General features: G+C 62.8%; 12 protein-coding genes and 2 pseudogenes. 8 read left to right on the top strand and 6 right to left on the bottom strand.

Going from position 1 to position 14,431, the window contains the following annotated elements; translation table 11 throughout:
* Positions 1-4: 4 nt before the first annotated feature.
* Together MKZ91_RS03465 and MKZ91_RS03460 are read right to left on the bottom strand one after the other, a co-directional pair.
* Positions 5-1,039: a sterol desaturase family protein gene (locus MKZ91_RS03465; RefSeq protein ID WP_336168016.1), complete on the bottom strand. Its 1,035-nt coding sequence runs from the start codon at positions 1,037-1,039 to the stop codon at positions 5-7.
* A 169-nt stretch (positions 1,040-1,208) separates the two neighbouring features.
* Positions 1,209-2,210 carry a LacI family DNA-binding transcriptional regulator gene (locus MKZ91_RS03460; RefSeq protein WP_336168015.1) on the bottom strand — a complete coding sequence of 334 codons (1,002 nt, stop codon included), beginning with the start codon at positions 2,208-2,210 and terminating at the stop codon, positions 1,209-1,211.
* 159 nt (positions 2,211-2,369) lie between these two features.
* Between MKZ91_RS03460 and MKZ91_RS03455 the strand changes: the two genes are divergently transcribed.
* Positions 2,370-3,095: a glutathione S-transferase gene (locus MKZ91_RS03455; protein ID WP_336168013.1), complete on the top strand. Its 726-nt coding sequence runs from the start codon at positions 2,370-2,372 to the stop codon at positions 3,093-3,095.
* An 18-nt stretch (positions 3,096-3,113) separates the two neighbouring features.
* Here the strand turns inward: MKZ91_RS03455 and MKZ91_RS03450 are convergent, their stop codons facing one another.
* Positions 3,114-4,247: an aminotransferase gene (locus MKZ91_RS03450; protein ID WP_336168012.1), complete on the bottom strand. Its 1,134-nt coding sequence runs from the start codon at positions 4,245-4,247 to the stop codon at positions 3,114-3,116.
* Positions 4,248-4,448: 201 nt separating this feature from the next.
* Here MKZ91_RS03450 and MKZ91_RS03445 point away from each other — a divergent pair, with 201 nt between their 5' ends.
* Positions 4,449-5,018 carry a helix-turn-helix domain-containing protein gene (locus MKZ91_RS03445; protein WP_336168010.1) on the top strand — a complete coding sequence of 190 codons (570 nt, stop codon included), beginning with the start codon at positions 4,449-4,451 and terminating at the stop codon, positions 5,016-5,018.
* A 167-nt stretch (positions 5,019-5,185) separates the two neighbouring features.
* Positions 5,186-6,478 carry an adenylate/guanylate cyclase domain-containing protein gene (locus tag MKZ91_RS03440; protein ID WP_336168008.1) on the top strand — a complete coding sequence of 431 codons (1,293 nt, stop codon included), beginning with the start codon at positions 5,186-5,188 and terminating at the stop codon, positions 6,476-6,478.
* Between the two features lie 21 nt (positions 6,479-6,499).
* On the opposite strand, the gene MKZ91_RS03435 is transcribed toward MKZ91_RS03440, so the two are convergent.
* Entirely contained in the window at positions 6,500-7,459 is a 960-nt protein-coding gene (locus MKZ91_RS03435; protein ID WP_336168007.1) for an MBL fold metallo-hydrolase, read from the bottom strand.
* A 91-nt stretch (positions 7,460-7,550) separates the two neighbouring features.
* Between MKZ91_RS03435 and MKZ91_RS03430 the strand changes: the two genes are divergently transcribed.
* Positions 7,551-8,462, top strand: a complete 912-nt coding sequence (locus MKZ91_RS03430; RefSeq protein WP_336168006.1) for a LysR family transcriptional regulator — start codon at positions 7,551-7,553, stop codon at positions 8,460-8,462.
* A 57-nt stretch (positions 8,463-8,519) separates the two neighbouring features.
* Here MKZ91_RS03430 and MKZ91_RS03425 read toward each other — a convergent pair.
* Positions 8,520-8,774, bottom strand: a pseudogene (locus tag MKZ91_RS03425) (DUF427 domain-containing protein); the annotation flags it as partial.
* A 58-nt stretch (positions 8,775-8,832) separates the two neighbouring features.
* A pseudogene (locus tag MKZ91_RS03420) lies at positions 8,833-9,516 on the bottom strand (DUF599 domain-containing protein); the annotation flags it as partial.
* A 369-nt stretch (positions 9,517-9,885) separates the two neighbouring features.
* Here MKZ91_RS03420 and MKZ91_RS03415 point away from each other — a divergent pair.
* The 4 genes from MKZ91_RS03415 (at position 9,886) to MKZ91_RS03400 (ending at position 14,353) form a co-directional block, all read left to right on the top strand.
* Positions 9,886-10,569 (top strand): GntR family transcriptional regulator, encoded by a 684-nt coding sequence (locus MKZ91_RS03415; RefSeq protein WP_336168001.1) that lies wholly within the window; start codon positions 9,886-9,888, stop codon positions 10,567-10,569.
* Position 10,570: 1 nt separating this feature from the next.
* Positions 10,571-12,010, top strand: a complete 1,440-nt coding sequence (locus MKZ91_RS03410) for an aldehyde dehydrogenase family protein (protein WP_336167999.1) — start codon at positions 10,571-10,573, stop codon at positions 12,008-12,010.
* A gap of 78 nt (positions 12,011-12,088) precedes the next feature.
* Positions 12,089-12,835, top strand: a complete 747-nt coding sequence (locus tag MKZ91_RS03405; protein WP_336167997.1) for an SDR family oxidoreductase — start codon at positions 12,089-12,091, stop codon at positions 12,833-12,835.
* A gap of 42 nt (positions 12,836-12,877) precedes the next feature.
* Positions 12,878-14,353 carry an ABC transporter substrate-binding protein gene (locus tag MKZ91_RS03400; RefSeq protein WP_336167995.1) on the top strand — a complete coding sequence of 492 codons (1,476 nt, stop codon included), beginning with the start codon at positions 12,878-12,880 and terminating at the stop codon, positions 14,351-14,353.
* Positions 14,354-14,431 lie beyond the last annotated feature (78 nt).

Below are 14,431 nucleotides of genomic sequence, written 5' to 3'. Positions count from 1 at the left end.
GTGCTCATTCTGCTGCCTCCCCTACTGTGTTGCGTGCCTTGCGGGCCGCGAGTTTTTCCTTGCGCTTGCGGTAGCGCTCCTGCATCTGCGCCTCGCCTTCCTTGGAGCCGTCGTGCCAAGTGCCGAACCAGCGATCGAGCGGGATCAGGGCGTCGCCGTAGTTCACCTCGAAATACTTGTGGTGCAGGTAATGCGCATAAGCGTGGCTATCGACGAGGGTCTCGTCCCCGACCTCGACCTTGTCGAAGCCGACATGGCCGGGAATGGCGCCGAAGCCCGCATAGTGAAGCTGGTAGAGCATCAGGATCGGGTTCGACGGCAGCACCAGATGATAGAAGGCGGTGCCGAAATAGAGCAGGTGCTCGATCGGATGCATCGACAGTGACGACCAGGGCGACGGGTTCACCGAATTGTGGTGGACCGAATGCACCCATTTGTAGAGAAATGGCGTGTGGATGAGCCGGTGAATGCAGAAGAAGTGGAACTCGTGGATCACAGGCACGACCAGCGCAACAAGCGCGAGCGTCCAGGGGTTTTCCGCAAAACTCAGCCACGGCGCATAGCCATTGGCATAAGCAAAGAGCATTCCGGCCTCGACGGCGGTCCAGATCGTCACGCCCGACAGGAACGTGCGCAGGATGTTGTCGAGGTTCTGGCTTTCGAACCAGAAAGCCTTGCTCTTCTGCTCGGCCGGAAACTTGCCGTTATACTTGAAGCGGTTTTCCTGCCGCTTCAGCACGTAGAGGTGCATCTCGAAAGCGCCGTAGAACAGGAAGACGCAGACGGCGTTGACCACATAAAGCCAGGCGATCCAGCCGAAACTCAAGCTCCGCATCGTCTCGATCGGTGGGATCACCCAGGCCCAATACGCGACGGCCGAGACAGCGAAGATCGCGTTCCAAGGAAAGAAGTAGTGCGGCAACCATTTGACCAGCGCCATCAGCTTTGGCGGAAAGGCAAACAGCGGCGCCGTCTCGATCGGCTCGTTCGGCACCCAATCGCCGCGCTTGTTGCGCGCTCCATATTTCAGATCATCCATGACGCTCTCTCCCGAGCGGACCGCAGGCGCTCCGCAAATTCACCGACGAAGGAGAGCGCCTCCGGGCGCTGTTTTTCCGGTACAATCCGCTTGGGAAGCCGGCCTCCTTGCTGAACAGAATCTAGCAGGGGGATCGTTGGATACCGAAGGCTTCCTTGATCAAATCAGATCAAAGGCTCTCGGCGGTGATGGTGATGAAACGGATCGGCGCCTTGTCCGGGTCCATCTCGGAAAGGCCGATCCGGCGAAGCACAAGATCCAGCGCCCGGCGGGCCTGCGCCTCGGGCGCCTGATCGAGCACCACGTCCATGATGCCGTCGGCTAGTGCCTTGCGGGTATAGTCGGTCAGTTCGTGGCCGACGAAGAAGATCTCCCTGCCGCGCGGATGCCGGCGCAGCACGTCGATCAGGGCCGCGTTTGCGCCGCCGGCGTTATAGAGCCCGGCCATATCGGGATACATGTCGAGTGCAGACCGCAACGCCTCGGCGCCGTAGTGTTCCTCGTCGCGGGTAAAGCCCAGCCACAGAAAATCGCGTTCGCCCAGATGCTCGCGGAAATAGTCCGAAAAGCCAGTGAGCCGATCACGATGGACCTGGTAGATCGGGTGGCAGAGCGCGACGACAGGCCCCGGCCGAGTGGCCATGCGCGCGATGAAGAGCGCGGCGGTTCGCCCTGCTGCATGATTGTCGATGCCGACAAATTCACCCAGCTTCTCCGAGGCCCTGGTCACGACATGGACGACCGGCACGCCGCGCGCGACCACGGCCTCGACGGCGGCACTGATCAGGGGATGATTGGGTACGGCAAGGATCAGGCCCGCGCGCGGCACGTCGGACGACAGAATGCGTCGGGCAATCTCGTCCGGCTTCATCTCCTCGGTGAAGCTGCGATGCACGACGACGAGCGGATCGAGCGTCTCGGCGATGCGCTGGAACGCTTGCGACAGGCGGCGATAGAAGGTCGTCTCCGGGCGCACCATCAACACGTCGATGCGCAACAGCCCACGATGGGCATCGGGCAGCGTGCGCGGATAATTGAGCGTGCGTGCCGCGACCACGACCTTTTCGACCAGGTCCGGCCGAACGCCGCCACGGCCGTTCAACACACGCTCGACCGTGGCAGTCCCGACGCCCGCAAGCTCGGCAATGTCGCGATAGTTCGGTTTGCTCACGAAGGCTTCCTCGGCAGGCCGGCGACACTCAACTCTACAGCGCCTTAGCACGAGACGGGTCCTGCTCGACAGAGGGGCATCACTGTTCGGCTCTCCCCTCGCCATCGTCTTTTCGCCGCCTATATCAAACCCTTGTCCAGAACCACTACCGAGGCGTCCATGACCTATGAGTTGTACTACTGGGACGGCATCCAGGGCCGTGGTGAATTCGTGCGCCTCGCACTCGAAGATGCCGGTGCGACCTATGTCGACGTCACCCGCGTGTCGGGCCGCGGCACAGGCGAAATGCTGAAACTGATGGAGAGTGCTGCCGAGGCGCACATTCCCTTCGCGCCGCCATTTCTCAGGGACGGCGACCAGATCATCTCCCATGTGGCAAACATCCTGTTCTACCTCGGTCCCAGGCTCGGGCTGGCGCCTGACGATGAGGCGTTGCGCTGGTTTGCCAATGGCCTGCAGCTCACCGTCACCGACTTCGTCGCCGAGGTGCACGACACGCACCATCCGATCGCCACCTCGAAATATTATGAGGAGCAGAAGGCAGAGGCGGAGGACCGGGCGTTCGAGTTTGTCGTAAACCGCATCCCGAAGTTCCTCGGCTACTTCGAGCGGGTGCTGCAACAAAATCCTGCCGGCAGCGGCCATTCGGTCGGCAATGCCACCACCTATGTCGACCTCTCGCTGTTCCAGGTGATCGAAGGGCTCCGCTATGCTTTCCCAAGAGCGATGCGCCATTATGAGCCGCAATACCCCGAGCTCTTAAAGCTGCATGCCGCGGTGCAAACACGACCGAACATCGCCGCCTATCTCGCTTCACCGCGGCGGCTGGCCTTCAACGAGAACGGCATCTTCCGCCGCTACCCGGAGCTCGACATAGAGCCCTGAGGAGATCGGCGGCCAGCGTTAGGCCGCGGCCGCTCTTTGCTCCCGCAGGAACTCGGAGACGCGCCTCAAGCCTTCGCGAAGCACGCTCTCGTTGTTGGCGTAGCCGATCCTGAGGCAACCCTCCATGTCCATCGCACTGCCCGGCGTGAACATCACGCCCGTTCGCTGAAGCAGTTGCAGGCAGAACGCCTCTGATGTCATCGGCAGGTCGTATTTCAGAAGCGCCGTCGTGCCCGATTGCGGCTTTATCCAGGAGATCAACGGCTCGTTCTCCACCCAGTCGGAAAGAATGGCGAGGTTGGTGCGGGTGATGTTCTGGCTGCGGGCGAGGATCTTGTGCTTGTTTTCAAGCGCAATGGCCGCGAAGTGATCGTCGAGCATGCCAACGCTGATTGTGTTGTAGTCGCGGTGAACGGATACGGCCTGGATCAGTTCCCGCGGCGCAACGATCCAGCCAAGGCGCAGGCCGGCGAGCGAAAAGGTCTTCGACATGCTGCCGGTGCTGATGCCCTTTTCGTAGAGGTCGGCGATCGATGCGGTCAGCCCGTCGCCTTTTTGGTCGGTGCCGCGATAGACCTCGTCGCAAAGGATCCAGGCGCCTGCGGCGCGGGCGATCGCGACGATCTTCTCGAGATAGGCGCGATCCATCAGCGCGCCGGTCGGATTGTTGGGATTGTTGATGGCGATCAGTTTGGTGCCTGGTGTCGCCAGCCGCTGCAATTCTTCAAGGTCCGGCAGGAAGCCGGTCTTTTCCGTCAGTCGCAGGATCTGCGTATCGGCACCATAGCTCTCCGGGATCGAATAGTGCTGCTGATAGGTCGGCAACACCGAAATCACCCGGTTGCCCGGCTCGACCAGCGTCTCATGCACCAGCGCATTGGCGCCGATCGCGCCATGGGTGGTGACGACATTGTCGATCCCCTGTTGCGCATAGAGGCCTGCGATCAGGCCGCGCAGCCGCTCGGAACCCTCGATCGCGCCATAGGTCAGCTTCAGCGGCAGCAGTTCGGAGAGGATGCTGTCCATCTTGCCGGCCATCTCGAGCAGTTCCGCCACGGTCAGGGACTCGACGCAGGTCTCAGCGAGGTTCCATTCGCAATGGTTTTCATAGCGGTTCATCCAGATTTCGACGCCGAAGTCGCGGATTTTCATGCGAAGGTCCTTTCGAACAGTTGAGATATGTTTCGAACATGCCGGCCCGGGCGGGTAACGGGCGCGGCCACGCGCGTTGAGAAATGCCGTTTCCTGTGACATGAACCGATATGCTGCCACGGCTCCGCATGAGCTCTCCGTCGCTGACGGGGCCCGGAAAAGCCTGTGGCATTTGGTGTTCGATCCCTGTAGAAAGACGTTATGAGCAATATATTGCACAGTCAAGATCGATCCGACGTTTTGTCCCATGTGGCCGAAAACCTCAAGCGCATCCGCCTGGCATCGGGGTTGAGCCAGACGGCGCTGGCAACGGCGTCGGGCATCAGCCGGCGCATGATCGTCGCGGTCGAAGGAGGAGACGCCAATATCAGCCTTTCAAGCCTCGACCGGCTGGCGGCAGCCATGAATGTCGGCTTCGTCGATCTCGTCAGGGACCCATCGCGCCAATCCCGCGACAACATCGACGCGATCACCTGGCGTGGACGGAAACCGGAAAGCGAAGCGCGGCTGCTTGCATCCACCCCGGCGGCGTCCGAAGCCCAGATGTGGCTCTGGTCGCTTGCTCCCGGTGAACACTACGGCGCCGAGCCCGACCCGCAGGGCTGGCACGAGATGCTGTTCGTAACGGAAGGGGCCCTGACGCTGGAGCTCTCGGGTGAGCGCAAGCGCTACCCGACCGGCACCTTCGCGGTCTACAGCTCGGCCCAGCCCTATTCCTACATCAATGAAGGCGATGATATCGTGCGGTTCGTCCGCAACGTCATTTCCTAGCTCATCGGTAGCCGGCTATCAGGCGCCCCGCCAGATGGAATGGCTTCAGCGTGCACACGCCAATGTGACGATGCCTGTTCATCGTTTGCACAGGCCCCACCCCGAGCGCGCTTGATTCGCTGTAGCCCGAATGGAAGGATGCCGAGGTCTCGGCGAAGGGGATCCGCATGCTTTTGAAGGTCGAACCGCCCGACGGCTGGAACAGTCAGGACGGCCGCGTTCTGTTTGACGCCGAGCGTGAGGCCGAACGCTTCGCGTCCAACGCGCGGCTCGCCTTTTCGCTGGCGATCGCGGCGCTGATGCTCGCACTCGCGATCATTCTTGGACGGTGGAGCGACTGGGTTGCCCTGATCGCCGTCGCCAACATCTGCCTCTCGGCGCTCGGAGCATTTCTCGCGCACAGCTCGAACTATCCAAGGATCGTGCCCTGGCTCGGGGTCGTGGCGGATGCCTTGCTGCTGTTCGGCATAGGCTGGTTTGGTCCTTGGCTCGAAAGCCTGCCGGCCGGCATGCGCTCTGCATTGGTCTCGCCTTGGGCTGCCTTCCTGTTGCTTGCGATCACCTCTTTCGGGTTGAACGCCTGGCGCCTGTTCGTGCAAGCCTTCTTGCTCGTGCTCGCGATCGGCCTGCTCATCTGGTGGCCAACTCCGGCAGGCCTGGTCTTTCCCGTTGCCCCTCAGCTTCAGCCACTGTTTTCCGACGGGTCCAACATCACACGGCTGGCGATCGTGCTCCTGACCGGCCTTGCGATGGCGCTCGCAGCCTCCCGCGCGCGGCGGACGCTGATGCTGGCGATCCGCACGGCAAGGGAGAGAGCCGTGCTCGAAAGGTTCAATTCCGCCGAGATCAACCGCTATGTGCTCGCCAGCAATGTCGATACGTTGCGCAATGGCACGCGCCAGAGGGTCTGCGTGCTCTTTGCCGATATCCGCGGGTTCACCACCATGTCGGAGGCGCTCGACCCATCTGAGGTCGTCACGCTGCTCAACGCATTCCGCAGCCGGGCGGAGCAGGCGATCACCACCAATGGCGGCGTCATCGACAAATTCATCGGTGACGGCCTGCTGGCGATCTTCGGCCTGCCTTCGCCCGGCGCAGGCGATGCCCGCAACGCCATCAACGCCGCGACCTCGCTTGCAGCCGCCGTCGACAAATGGAGCCTCGAGCGCCAGGCGAGCGGCGAGAAACCGGTCGAGGTCGGCATCGGGGTCCATGTCGGAGAGGTCTTCGTCGGGCTTCTCGGCGACCACCGCTACGAATTCACGGTCATCGGCGACGTCGTCAATGTCGGCCAGCGGCTGCAGGCCGCCTCCCGGAACCTCAATGCATCGGTCGTGGTTTCGGCCGCAGCCTTCGCTGATGCCGGGATCGACGGTGACGGCGCCGACCGGTGGACAAGGCACGAAGGCCTCAGCCTGCGCGGACGCAGCGAGACCATCGACGCCTTTGCCTACACCTGAGCCCGGCCAAGGGCGCCCGGTTTACTCGACGTAGTTCCAGGGGACGAAGCGGTAGAGCGTCTCGTCGCGGGCGACGTGACCGACACCGGGAAACGGCAGGTGTGCGCCGGCAACGAGATAACGCCCATCGGCCGCATCCGATAGGGCCACGGATCGGGTCGCTGCCGCCGCCGTCCCGTCGACGTCGAAGCTGACAAAGACATCGGGCGCGTCGAACTGCACGTGATCGCCATGGATGATGTCGCCCCAGAAGACGAGACGCTCACCGTCGCCGGCATCAAGCACGATTGACGAATGCCCGGGCGTGTGTCCGGCCCGCAGAATGGACCCTAGACCCGGCAACACGTCCGCATTGTCGGCAAAGCGCTTTACCTTTCCGGCGGCAACGTAGGGAGCGAGAGCGTCATGGGCACGCTGGAAGTCGGTCTTCTGCGCCTCCGTCATCGCGGTCACGCCTTCGCGCTCGATCCAGTAACGGTATTCGCGATCGGCAAGGTGGACCACGGCGTTCGGAAACTGTAACTTGCCATCGCTCGTGAGGCCGCCGGAGTGATCGGCGTGGACATGCGTCAGGATCACGGCATCGACCTGATCGGCACGGTAACCGGAGGCCGTCAGGTGCCGCATGAGCTTGCCGGCGGCGGCACCGAGCAACGCACCCGATCCCGCATCGATGAGCGCCAGGCGTTCGCCGTCATTCACCAGGTAGGCGTTGATCGACAGATGCGTCTCCTTGCCGAGGAAATTGTCATCCAGCCTGCGCTGGAGTTCGTCGACCGGCTCATTCTGGTAGATGTTGGCCATCGGCAGCGCCAGCGTTCCATCCGAAAGGGCCGTGACTTCGAAACGCCCGAAGCGGAAGCGGTAGTAACCGGCATTGGCGACGGCCGAAAACGGCGCTGCGGAAAAAGCAAGGCGCGGGGCGAACGGCAGCAGGGCGGCGGCGGCGAGAAGGCCAAGGGCTTGTCTGCGGGTGGTCATGATCGGCTCCTTCGATTTGATGCGACGAAGCTATCAATTCAACCTTCAGTCGATTATCCTGCGATCATGGAAGTGATTGTTCCGGAAACGCATGAAATCCCCGCTATCTGCCGATCTCAACAGCCTCAGGATTTTCCTCGAGGTCGCCCGCACCGAGAGCTTTTCATCAGCGGCGCTACGCCTTCACCTGCCGCCAAGCACGGTCAGCCGGCGCCTGGGCGAGCTTGAGACCGCGCTCGGTGTCGCATTGCTGCTGCGCTCCACCCGCCGCGTCTCGCTCACCGAGGCGGGCAAACATCTGGTGGAACAGATTGGCGGGGCGGTAGAGGTCATCGATCGCGGCATTGCCGGTTTCGGGCCCGCCGACGGCACCGCCCGCGGACGGCTGCGGGTGGCGACGTCAGTCGCCTTTGCCCGTACTTTCCTGCCGCCAATCCTGAAACGCTACGCAGAGCTTTGCCCCGAGGTTCAGGTCGACCTGCAGACGACCCATCACAATGTCGACCTGATCGGCGAAAGTGTCGACGTGGCGCTGCGCATGGGCGAGCCTGTCGACAGCGAGATGATCTATCGAAAGATCGGAACGATCGAACAGCGCCTCTATGCGGCACCTAGCTACGTCACTCGACTGAGCATTGCCTCCCCTGAAGACCTGATGCATGTCGCACTCGTCGCGCACCGGACACGCATGCGACGGGACCTTGTGCACTGGGTGCTTACGGATGGGAACCGGCATTTCACCCTGGAGCGCCCGCCATCCATCGTTGTCGACGATCCGGCGATCGGGGAACGGCTGATCGCCGAAGGTCTCGGCGTCGGCCTCTTGAGTGATGCGCTGGCCGCGGATGGCCTCGCCACGGGGCGGCTCGTTCCGGTTCTCGCCCAATGGTCCGGACCAACCACGAATCTATACTATCTCTACCATCAGCAGTTGGGCGATCTGCCGAAAGTGGCAGAATTCCTGAAGGCGGTGCGTGAAACACTTCGCACGCGCTTCGAGTGACCCCCGCCGGGACGGCACTTCGAGCAATCAGTGCGTCGCCATTCAGCGTCAATGCCACTAGCGATCGCTTGTTTCCGCCTGCAATTCCTCAATCAAGTCCACCCGATCGGGATAGAATGCCAACCGATCCCTGATATCGCCGACTGCGGCATGCGGGCGCTCATAGGTCCAGACGGCGTTTGTCAACCGCTCGCCGCCGATCGGAATGCTGTAATAGGACGCCCCGCCCTTGTAGGGGCAATGGTACGAATGATCCGTGCGCGACAGCAGCGACATGTCGACGTCGGTTCGCGGGATGTCTTCAGCTGTTGGCCTTCCGTGAACCGCTCGCCGCAGCAGGCACTGCCTCGATGGCAGGCTGCGTGCTCTCGTCGAGCAGCTTGCGCACCTCCATCACGCCCTTGGCCGCATCCGACCAACTGTGTCTCCAGACGAGAAGTCCCACCGAGCCGGCGATTGCGATGAGAAACGCGACAGGCCCCATGAACCAGAGCGCCGCGGCAACGGTGAAGTAGTAGGAGCGGACACCCTGGCTGAACGAGCGAAGGGCGGGATTGATCATCAGCGACAAGGCGTGGGTCCAGGCGTCAATATCCCGAACCTCCTCCCGCGACGGACTGGCTCCGATCGCCGCAAGGCAATAGTTGATCTGCCGGACCGCCCAGATGAATTCGGAAAGCCCGCGCAGCAACGTCGCCATGACAAGCAGTACCTTGCACTGAAACAGCCACAGCGGTTCGATCGGCGCGAACATCGTGATGATGCCTGACTGGAGGCCGGCCGTCGGCTGCATGAAAAGGGCACTGCTCATCGCGACGATGACAATGAGATTGGCCGAACCGAAGAAAGAGGCCGAATTGATCGTGTGACCGAGGATGGCGGCATCGCCGATGAAATTGGTGTCGCGCGTCAGGACCTCGCGCATCCAGGCCCGCCTGATATGCACCATGTCCAGCATCAGGCTGTCCTTTCGTCGCGGCCAGCCAAGCGCCATCAACGGCTCCAGCGCCGCCCAGGTCACGAGGAACAGGGCAATCGCAATCCAATCGAGCATCTGCACGTCTGACCTCCCAGCATGATCCCTCCTAATAGAAGCATGTGCGACGAGCGCGTCAACGCATTCGCGACCGGCGATAAGGTGGAAGCGCCAGTCCTAAGTCTGTGGGGCTTGCATCCGAAGAAACGCGGATCGCTGGGCGATCTTTCCCTTTCCAAAAGCCCGTTTGGTCGTCCTGACCGCATCGCCGCGGGGCGGCGTTGAGCAGACCGCGTTCCAGTTTTCGTCGCCGGCGGCGAAACCCAGAGGCGGCACGCAGCTTGTGTTTCGCCGGACAGCCAATCGTTCCCACCCGCCATGTAGCTTCTGACTGATTGACATCGCCTGTATCCTGGATACAATTTGCCTCGATCTTGGGAGGGATCGATGAACCAATCCTTCGAATGGCGAAGCCAGTCACGCCTTCTCGACGAAGTGGCCCAGGCCCTTCGCGAACGTATCTATGCCGGCGTCTATGCCCCGGGCGCGACGCTGCGCCAGGAAAAGATCGCTGCCGAGTTCGGCATCAGCCGCACGCCGCTTCGCGAAGCCTTGCGGGTGCTGGAGCGCGACGGTCTCGTCGTCAACAAGCCGGGCAGCGGCGTTAGGGTCGCAACCGCCGACCTGCCGAAGCTGCTCGACGCCTATGCGGTGCGTGAAGCGATGGATGGCGTGGCCGCGCGAAACGCCGCGGAACGTGCGACATCCTCCGAGATCAAGGATCTGGCAAAGCAGGTCGAGCGCCAGCGCAAGATCGTCGAGCGCTGGGATCCCGCCGCCTACACCCAGTCCAACGTCGTCTTTCACGAGGCGATCGTAGCCGCGTCCCGCAATGCGTCGCTGGCGCCGCTCGGGCCGCTTTTGCGCATGACCTCGCAGGTCTTTGCACCGGCCTTTTCGCTGTCCAGCGAACGCGCGAGAACGGCCGTTGCCGAACACGGGCTGATCGTCGAGGCGATCGCGGCACGAAACCTCGACGAGGCCGAGAAGCTGGCGCGCGCCCATATCAACGCGACGGCAATGAGATTGAAGGCGCTCCTCGAGGGGCGCGAGACTGACAAAGAGGCATGACGTGAAGACCTACGGCAATTTCATCGCAAACACCTGGCAGGACGCAACAGGCGGCGAGCTTATTCCTGTCCGCGACCCTTCCAACGGCGAGCAATTCGCGCAGATCGCCCGGGGCACCAGCGAGGATGTCGATCTCGCCGTGCGCTCGGCACGCGCGGCCCTCTCCGGTGACTGGGGCCGCATGACGCCGACCGAGCGCGGCCGGGTCCTGACCCGGATTTCGGCGGCGGTGCTCAACAACATCGATCTCTTGACCGAACTCGAGGCGCGTGATGTTGGCAAGCCCGTGACGCAGGCGCGCGCCGACGTCGTGGCGCTTGCCCGCTATCTCGAGTTCTACGGTGGCGCGGCCGACAAGGTGCATGGCGACACAATCCCCTACCAGAACGGCTTCACCGTCCTGACCGTCTACGAGCCGCATGGGGTCACGGGGCACATCATCCCCTGGAACTATCCGATGCAGATCCTCGGCCGCAGCCTCGGTGCAGCCCTTGCCATGGGCAATGCCGCCGTGGTCAAGCCGGCGGAAGAGGCTTGCCTGACGATCCTCGAATTTGCCCGCATCGCCGAAGAGGAAGGCCTGCCGTCGGGCGCGCTCAACATCGTCACCGGCTTCGGCTCGGAAGCGGGTGCGGCTCTCTCGGAACACCCCGACGTCAACCACATCTCCTTTACCGGCTCGGTTCGGACCGGCGAGATGGTGCAGGCGGCGGCGGCGAAAAATGCGGTGCCCGTGACGCTCGAACTCGGCGGCAAGTCGGCGCAGATCGTTTTTGCCGATGCCGACCTCGACCGCGCCGTTCCCTTCCTCGTCAATGCCGGCATCCAGAACGCCGGCCAGACCTGCTCGGCCTCGTCACGCATCCTCGTCGAGCGCGCCATCTATGAGGACGTCGTCGCACGCATGAGCGAGCGCTACCGCGCCCTCAAGGTCGGCCCAGCAGGCGCCGATCTCTCCGTCGGGCCTGTGGTCTCGCAGCGACAGAAGGCGATCATTGAAGACTTTCTTTCTGGTGCGGTAAAGGACGGCCTGAAGGTTGCGGCGCAAGGCGAGATCGTCGCCGATGCGCCCTCCGAAGGCGCCTATGTCGCCCCCACCCTTTTGCGCGACGTGCCGCACGAACACCGCACGGTGCAGGAAGAGATCTTCGGCCCGGTTCAGGTGATCATGCCGTTCGACGGCGAAGAGGAAGCGATCCGCCTTGCCAACGGCACCGCCTACGGCCTCGTCTGCGGCGTCTGGACCAATGACGGCGGCAGGCAGCTCAGGATGGCGCGCGCCGTCCATGCCGGCCAGGTCTTCATCAACAATTACGGCGCCGGCGGCGGCGTCGAGCTGCCCTTCGGCGGCGTCAAGAAATCCGGCCATGGCCGCGAGAAGGGTTTTGAGGCCCTCTACGGTTTCGCCAGCATGAAAACCATTTCTGTCTACCACGGCTAGGGTGGGACGAGGAAAAGGGCGGATTTCCGGCCGCGTCCCGCTCCACCCCATGATGCAAGATTGCCTTAGGAGGAACACGTGTCACTAGAAGGTAAAGTCGCTCTCATCACCGGCGCAGGCTCCGGTTTCGGCGAGGGCATTGCCAAGCGCTTCGTCGAAGGCGGCGCCAAAGTCGTCGTCGTCGATCGCGACGCCAAAGGTGCCGAGCGCGTGGCGAGCGAGCTGGGCGGCAATGCCTTTGCCGTGGTCGCTGATATCGCCAAGGAGACGGATGTCGACGCCGCGGTTGCCGCAGGCATCGAGAAATTCGGGCGCGTCGATATCCTGATCAACAATGCCGGCATCGGCCACAAGCCGCAAAACGCCGAGCTGGTCGAACCGGATGAGTTCGACCGCATCCTCGGCGTCAATGTGCGCGGCGTCTACCTGATGACGCGGGCGCTGCTGCCGCACATGAAGCACAACAAGGCAGGCGTGATCGTCAACATTGCGTCGACCGGCGCCAACCGGCCGCGACCGAACCTTGCCTGGTACAATGCGACCAAGGGCTGGGTGGTCTCAGTCACCAAGGCGCTCGCGATCGAGGTCGCGCCTTTCAACATCCGCGTCGTCGCGCTCAATCCCGTTGCAGGCGAAACGCCGTTGCTCACCACTTTCATGGGCGAGGACAGCGAAGAAATCCGCAAGAAGTTCCGCGACTCCATTCCGCTCGGACGCCTGCTGAAGCCCGAAGATCTCGCCGAGGCCGCCTACTTCGTCGCCTCGCCGCAGGCGTCGATGATCACCGGCGTGGCGCTCGACGTCGACGGCGGCCGCTCGATCTGATTACTGGAAAACATAAACAACCAACCGCAAAGCGGGGGAACCATGATGAACTTGACGAAATGGGCACTTGCCTCGTGCTTCATCGCCGCGTCGCTGACGACGGCGATGGCCAAGGATACGATCACCGTCGGCCAGGTGCTCGAACCGCCGGGCCTCGACCCGACCGCGGGCGCTGCAGCGCCGATCCGCTACATCACCTACGGCAACCTGTTCGAGGGCCTGGTGCGCGTGGTCGAGGACGGCAGCGTCAAGCCGCTGCTCGCTGAAAGCTGGACGATCTCCGACGACCAGAAGACCTACAGCTTCAGGCTTCGTCAGGGCGTCAAGTTCCACGACGGCACTGCGTTCGACTGCTCGGTCGTCAAGTTCTCCTATGAGCGCGCCGTCTCGGCGGATTCCACCAATGCGCAGAAGGGCCTGTTCGAGCCGATCGAAAGGACTGAATGCCCGGATCCGGCAACCGCCGTGGTGACGCTGAAGCGCCCGGCCTCCAACTTCCTCTTCAACATGGCCTGGGGCGATGCGGTGATGATCGCGCCGTCATCTGCCGCCGGCAACAAGACCAATCCTGTCGGCACCGGCCCGTTCAAGTTCAAGGAGTGGGCCAAGGGCGACAAGGTGGTGCTGGAAAAGAACGCCGACTACTGGGGCGAACCGGCCAAGCTCAGCGAAGTGACCTTCAAGTTCATCAGCGATCCGTCGGCCGCCGCTGCCGCCGTTCTTGCCGGCAATGTCGACGCCTTCCCGATGTTCCAGGCGGCCGAACTCGTCAGCCAGTTCCAGAGTGACCCGAACCTGCAGGTCGAGGTCGGCAGCACCTCCGGCAAGGTGGTGCTCGCGCTCAACAATGCCCGCAAGCCGTTCGACGACGTCCGCGTCCGCCAGGCACTCGCTTACGCGATCGACCGCAAGTCGCTGGTCGAGGGCACCTATTCGGGCTTCGGCACGACGATCGGCTCGCATTATTCGCCGGTCGAACCCGGCTATGTCGATCTCAACGACACCTACCCCTATGATCCGGGCAAGGCGCAGCAGTTGCTCCAGGAAGCGGGCGTTCAGAACCTCGAGATCACCATCATGCTGCCGCCGCCGGCCTATGCCCGTCGTGGCGGCGAGATCATCGCGGCGATGCTCGCCGAAGTCGGCGTCAAGGTGAACCTCGTGCCGATCGAGTTCGCGCAGTGGCTCGATCAGGTGTTCAAGAACTCGGATTTCGACGCGACCATCATCGCCCATGCCGAGGCCCGCGACCTCGATATCTATGCCCGCGACAAGTACTACTTCAACTACCAGAACCCCGAGTACAAGGCGCTCTACAAGTCCTTCACGCAGGCTTCGACCGAGGCAGAGCAGATGGATCTCGCGGGCCAGCTCCAGCGCAAGCTTGCGGCCGACGAGCCGAACGTCTTCCTCTACGCGCTGCCGAAGATCGGCGTCTGGAACAAGAAGGTGAAGGGCCTCTGGAAGAACATGCCGGTTCCGGCCGACGACCAGACCCAGACCTATTGGGAGAACTGACGATAGGCGCCTGCCCCTCCTCATCGTCGGGAGGGGCAGATGCAGTTCTGCCGTTGACCGCCGCACCCGGCGCCGGTC

It is taken from the genome of Ensifer sp. MJa1 (assembly GCF_037026475.1).
Taxonomy (GTDB): Bacteria; Pseudomonadota; Alphaproteobacteria; order Rhizobiales; family Rhizobiaceae; genus Ensifer.
The sequence above is the reverse complement of the archived record's forward strand: the minus strand, read 5'-3'. Positions and strand labels throughout refer to the sequence as shown.

Coding starts and splice junctions, on each gene's coding strand:
- MKZ91_RS03435 (WP_336168007.1), bottom strand. CDS start 7,459: ATGACCACCCGCAGACAAGCCCTTGGCCTTCTCGCCGCCGCCGCCCTG.
- MKZ91_RS03465 (WP_336168016.1), bottom strand. CDS start 1,039: ATGGATGATCTGAAATATGGAGCGCGCAACAAGCGCGGCGATTGGGTG.
- MKZ91_RS03440 (WP_336168008.1), top strand. CDS start 5,186: ATGCTTTTGAAGGTCGAACCGCCCGACGGCTGGAACAGTCAGGACGGC.
- MKZ91_RS03445 (WP_336168010.1), top strand. CDS start 4,449: ATGAGCAATATATTGCACAGTCAAGATCGATCCGACGTTTTGTCCCAT.
- MKZ91_RS03415 (WP_336168001.1), top strand. CDS start 9,886: ATGAACCAATCCTTCGAATGGCGAAGCCAGTCACGCCTTCTCGACGAA.
- MKZ91_RS03400 (WP_336167995.1), top strand. CDS start 12,878: ATGATGAACTTGACGAAATGGGCACTTGCCTCGTGCTTCATCGCCGCG.
- MKZ91_RS03430 (WP_336168006.1), top strand. CDS start 7,551: ATGAAATCCCCGCTATCTGCCGATCTCAACAGCCTCAGGATTTTCCTC.
- MKZ91_RS03450 (WP_336168012.1), bottom strand. CDS start 4,247: ATGAAAATCCGCGACTTCGGCGTCGAAATCTGGATGAACCGCTATGAA.
- MKZ91_RS03455 (WP_336168013.1), top strand. CDS start 2,370: ATGACCTATGAGTTGTACTACTGGGACGGCATCCAGGGCCGTGGTGAA.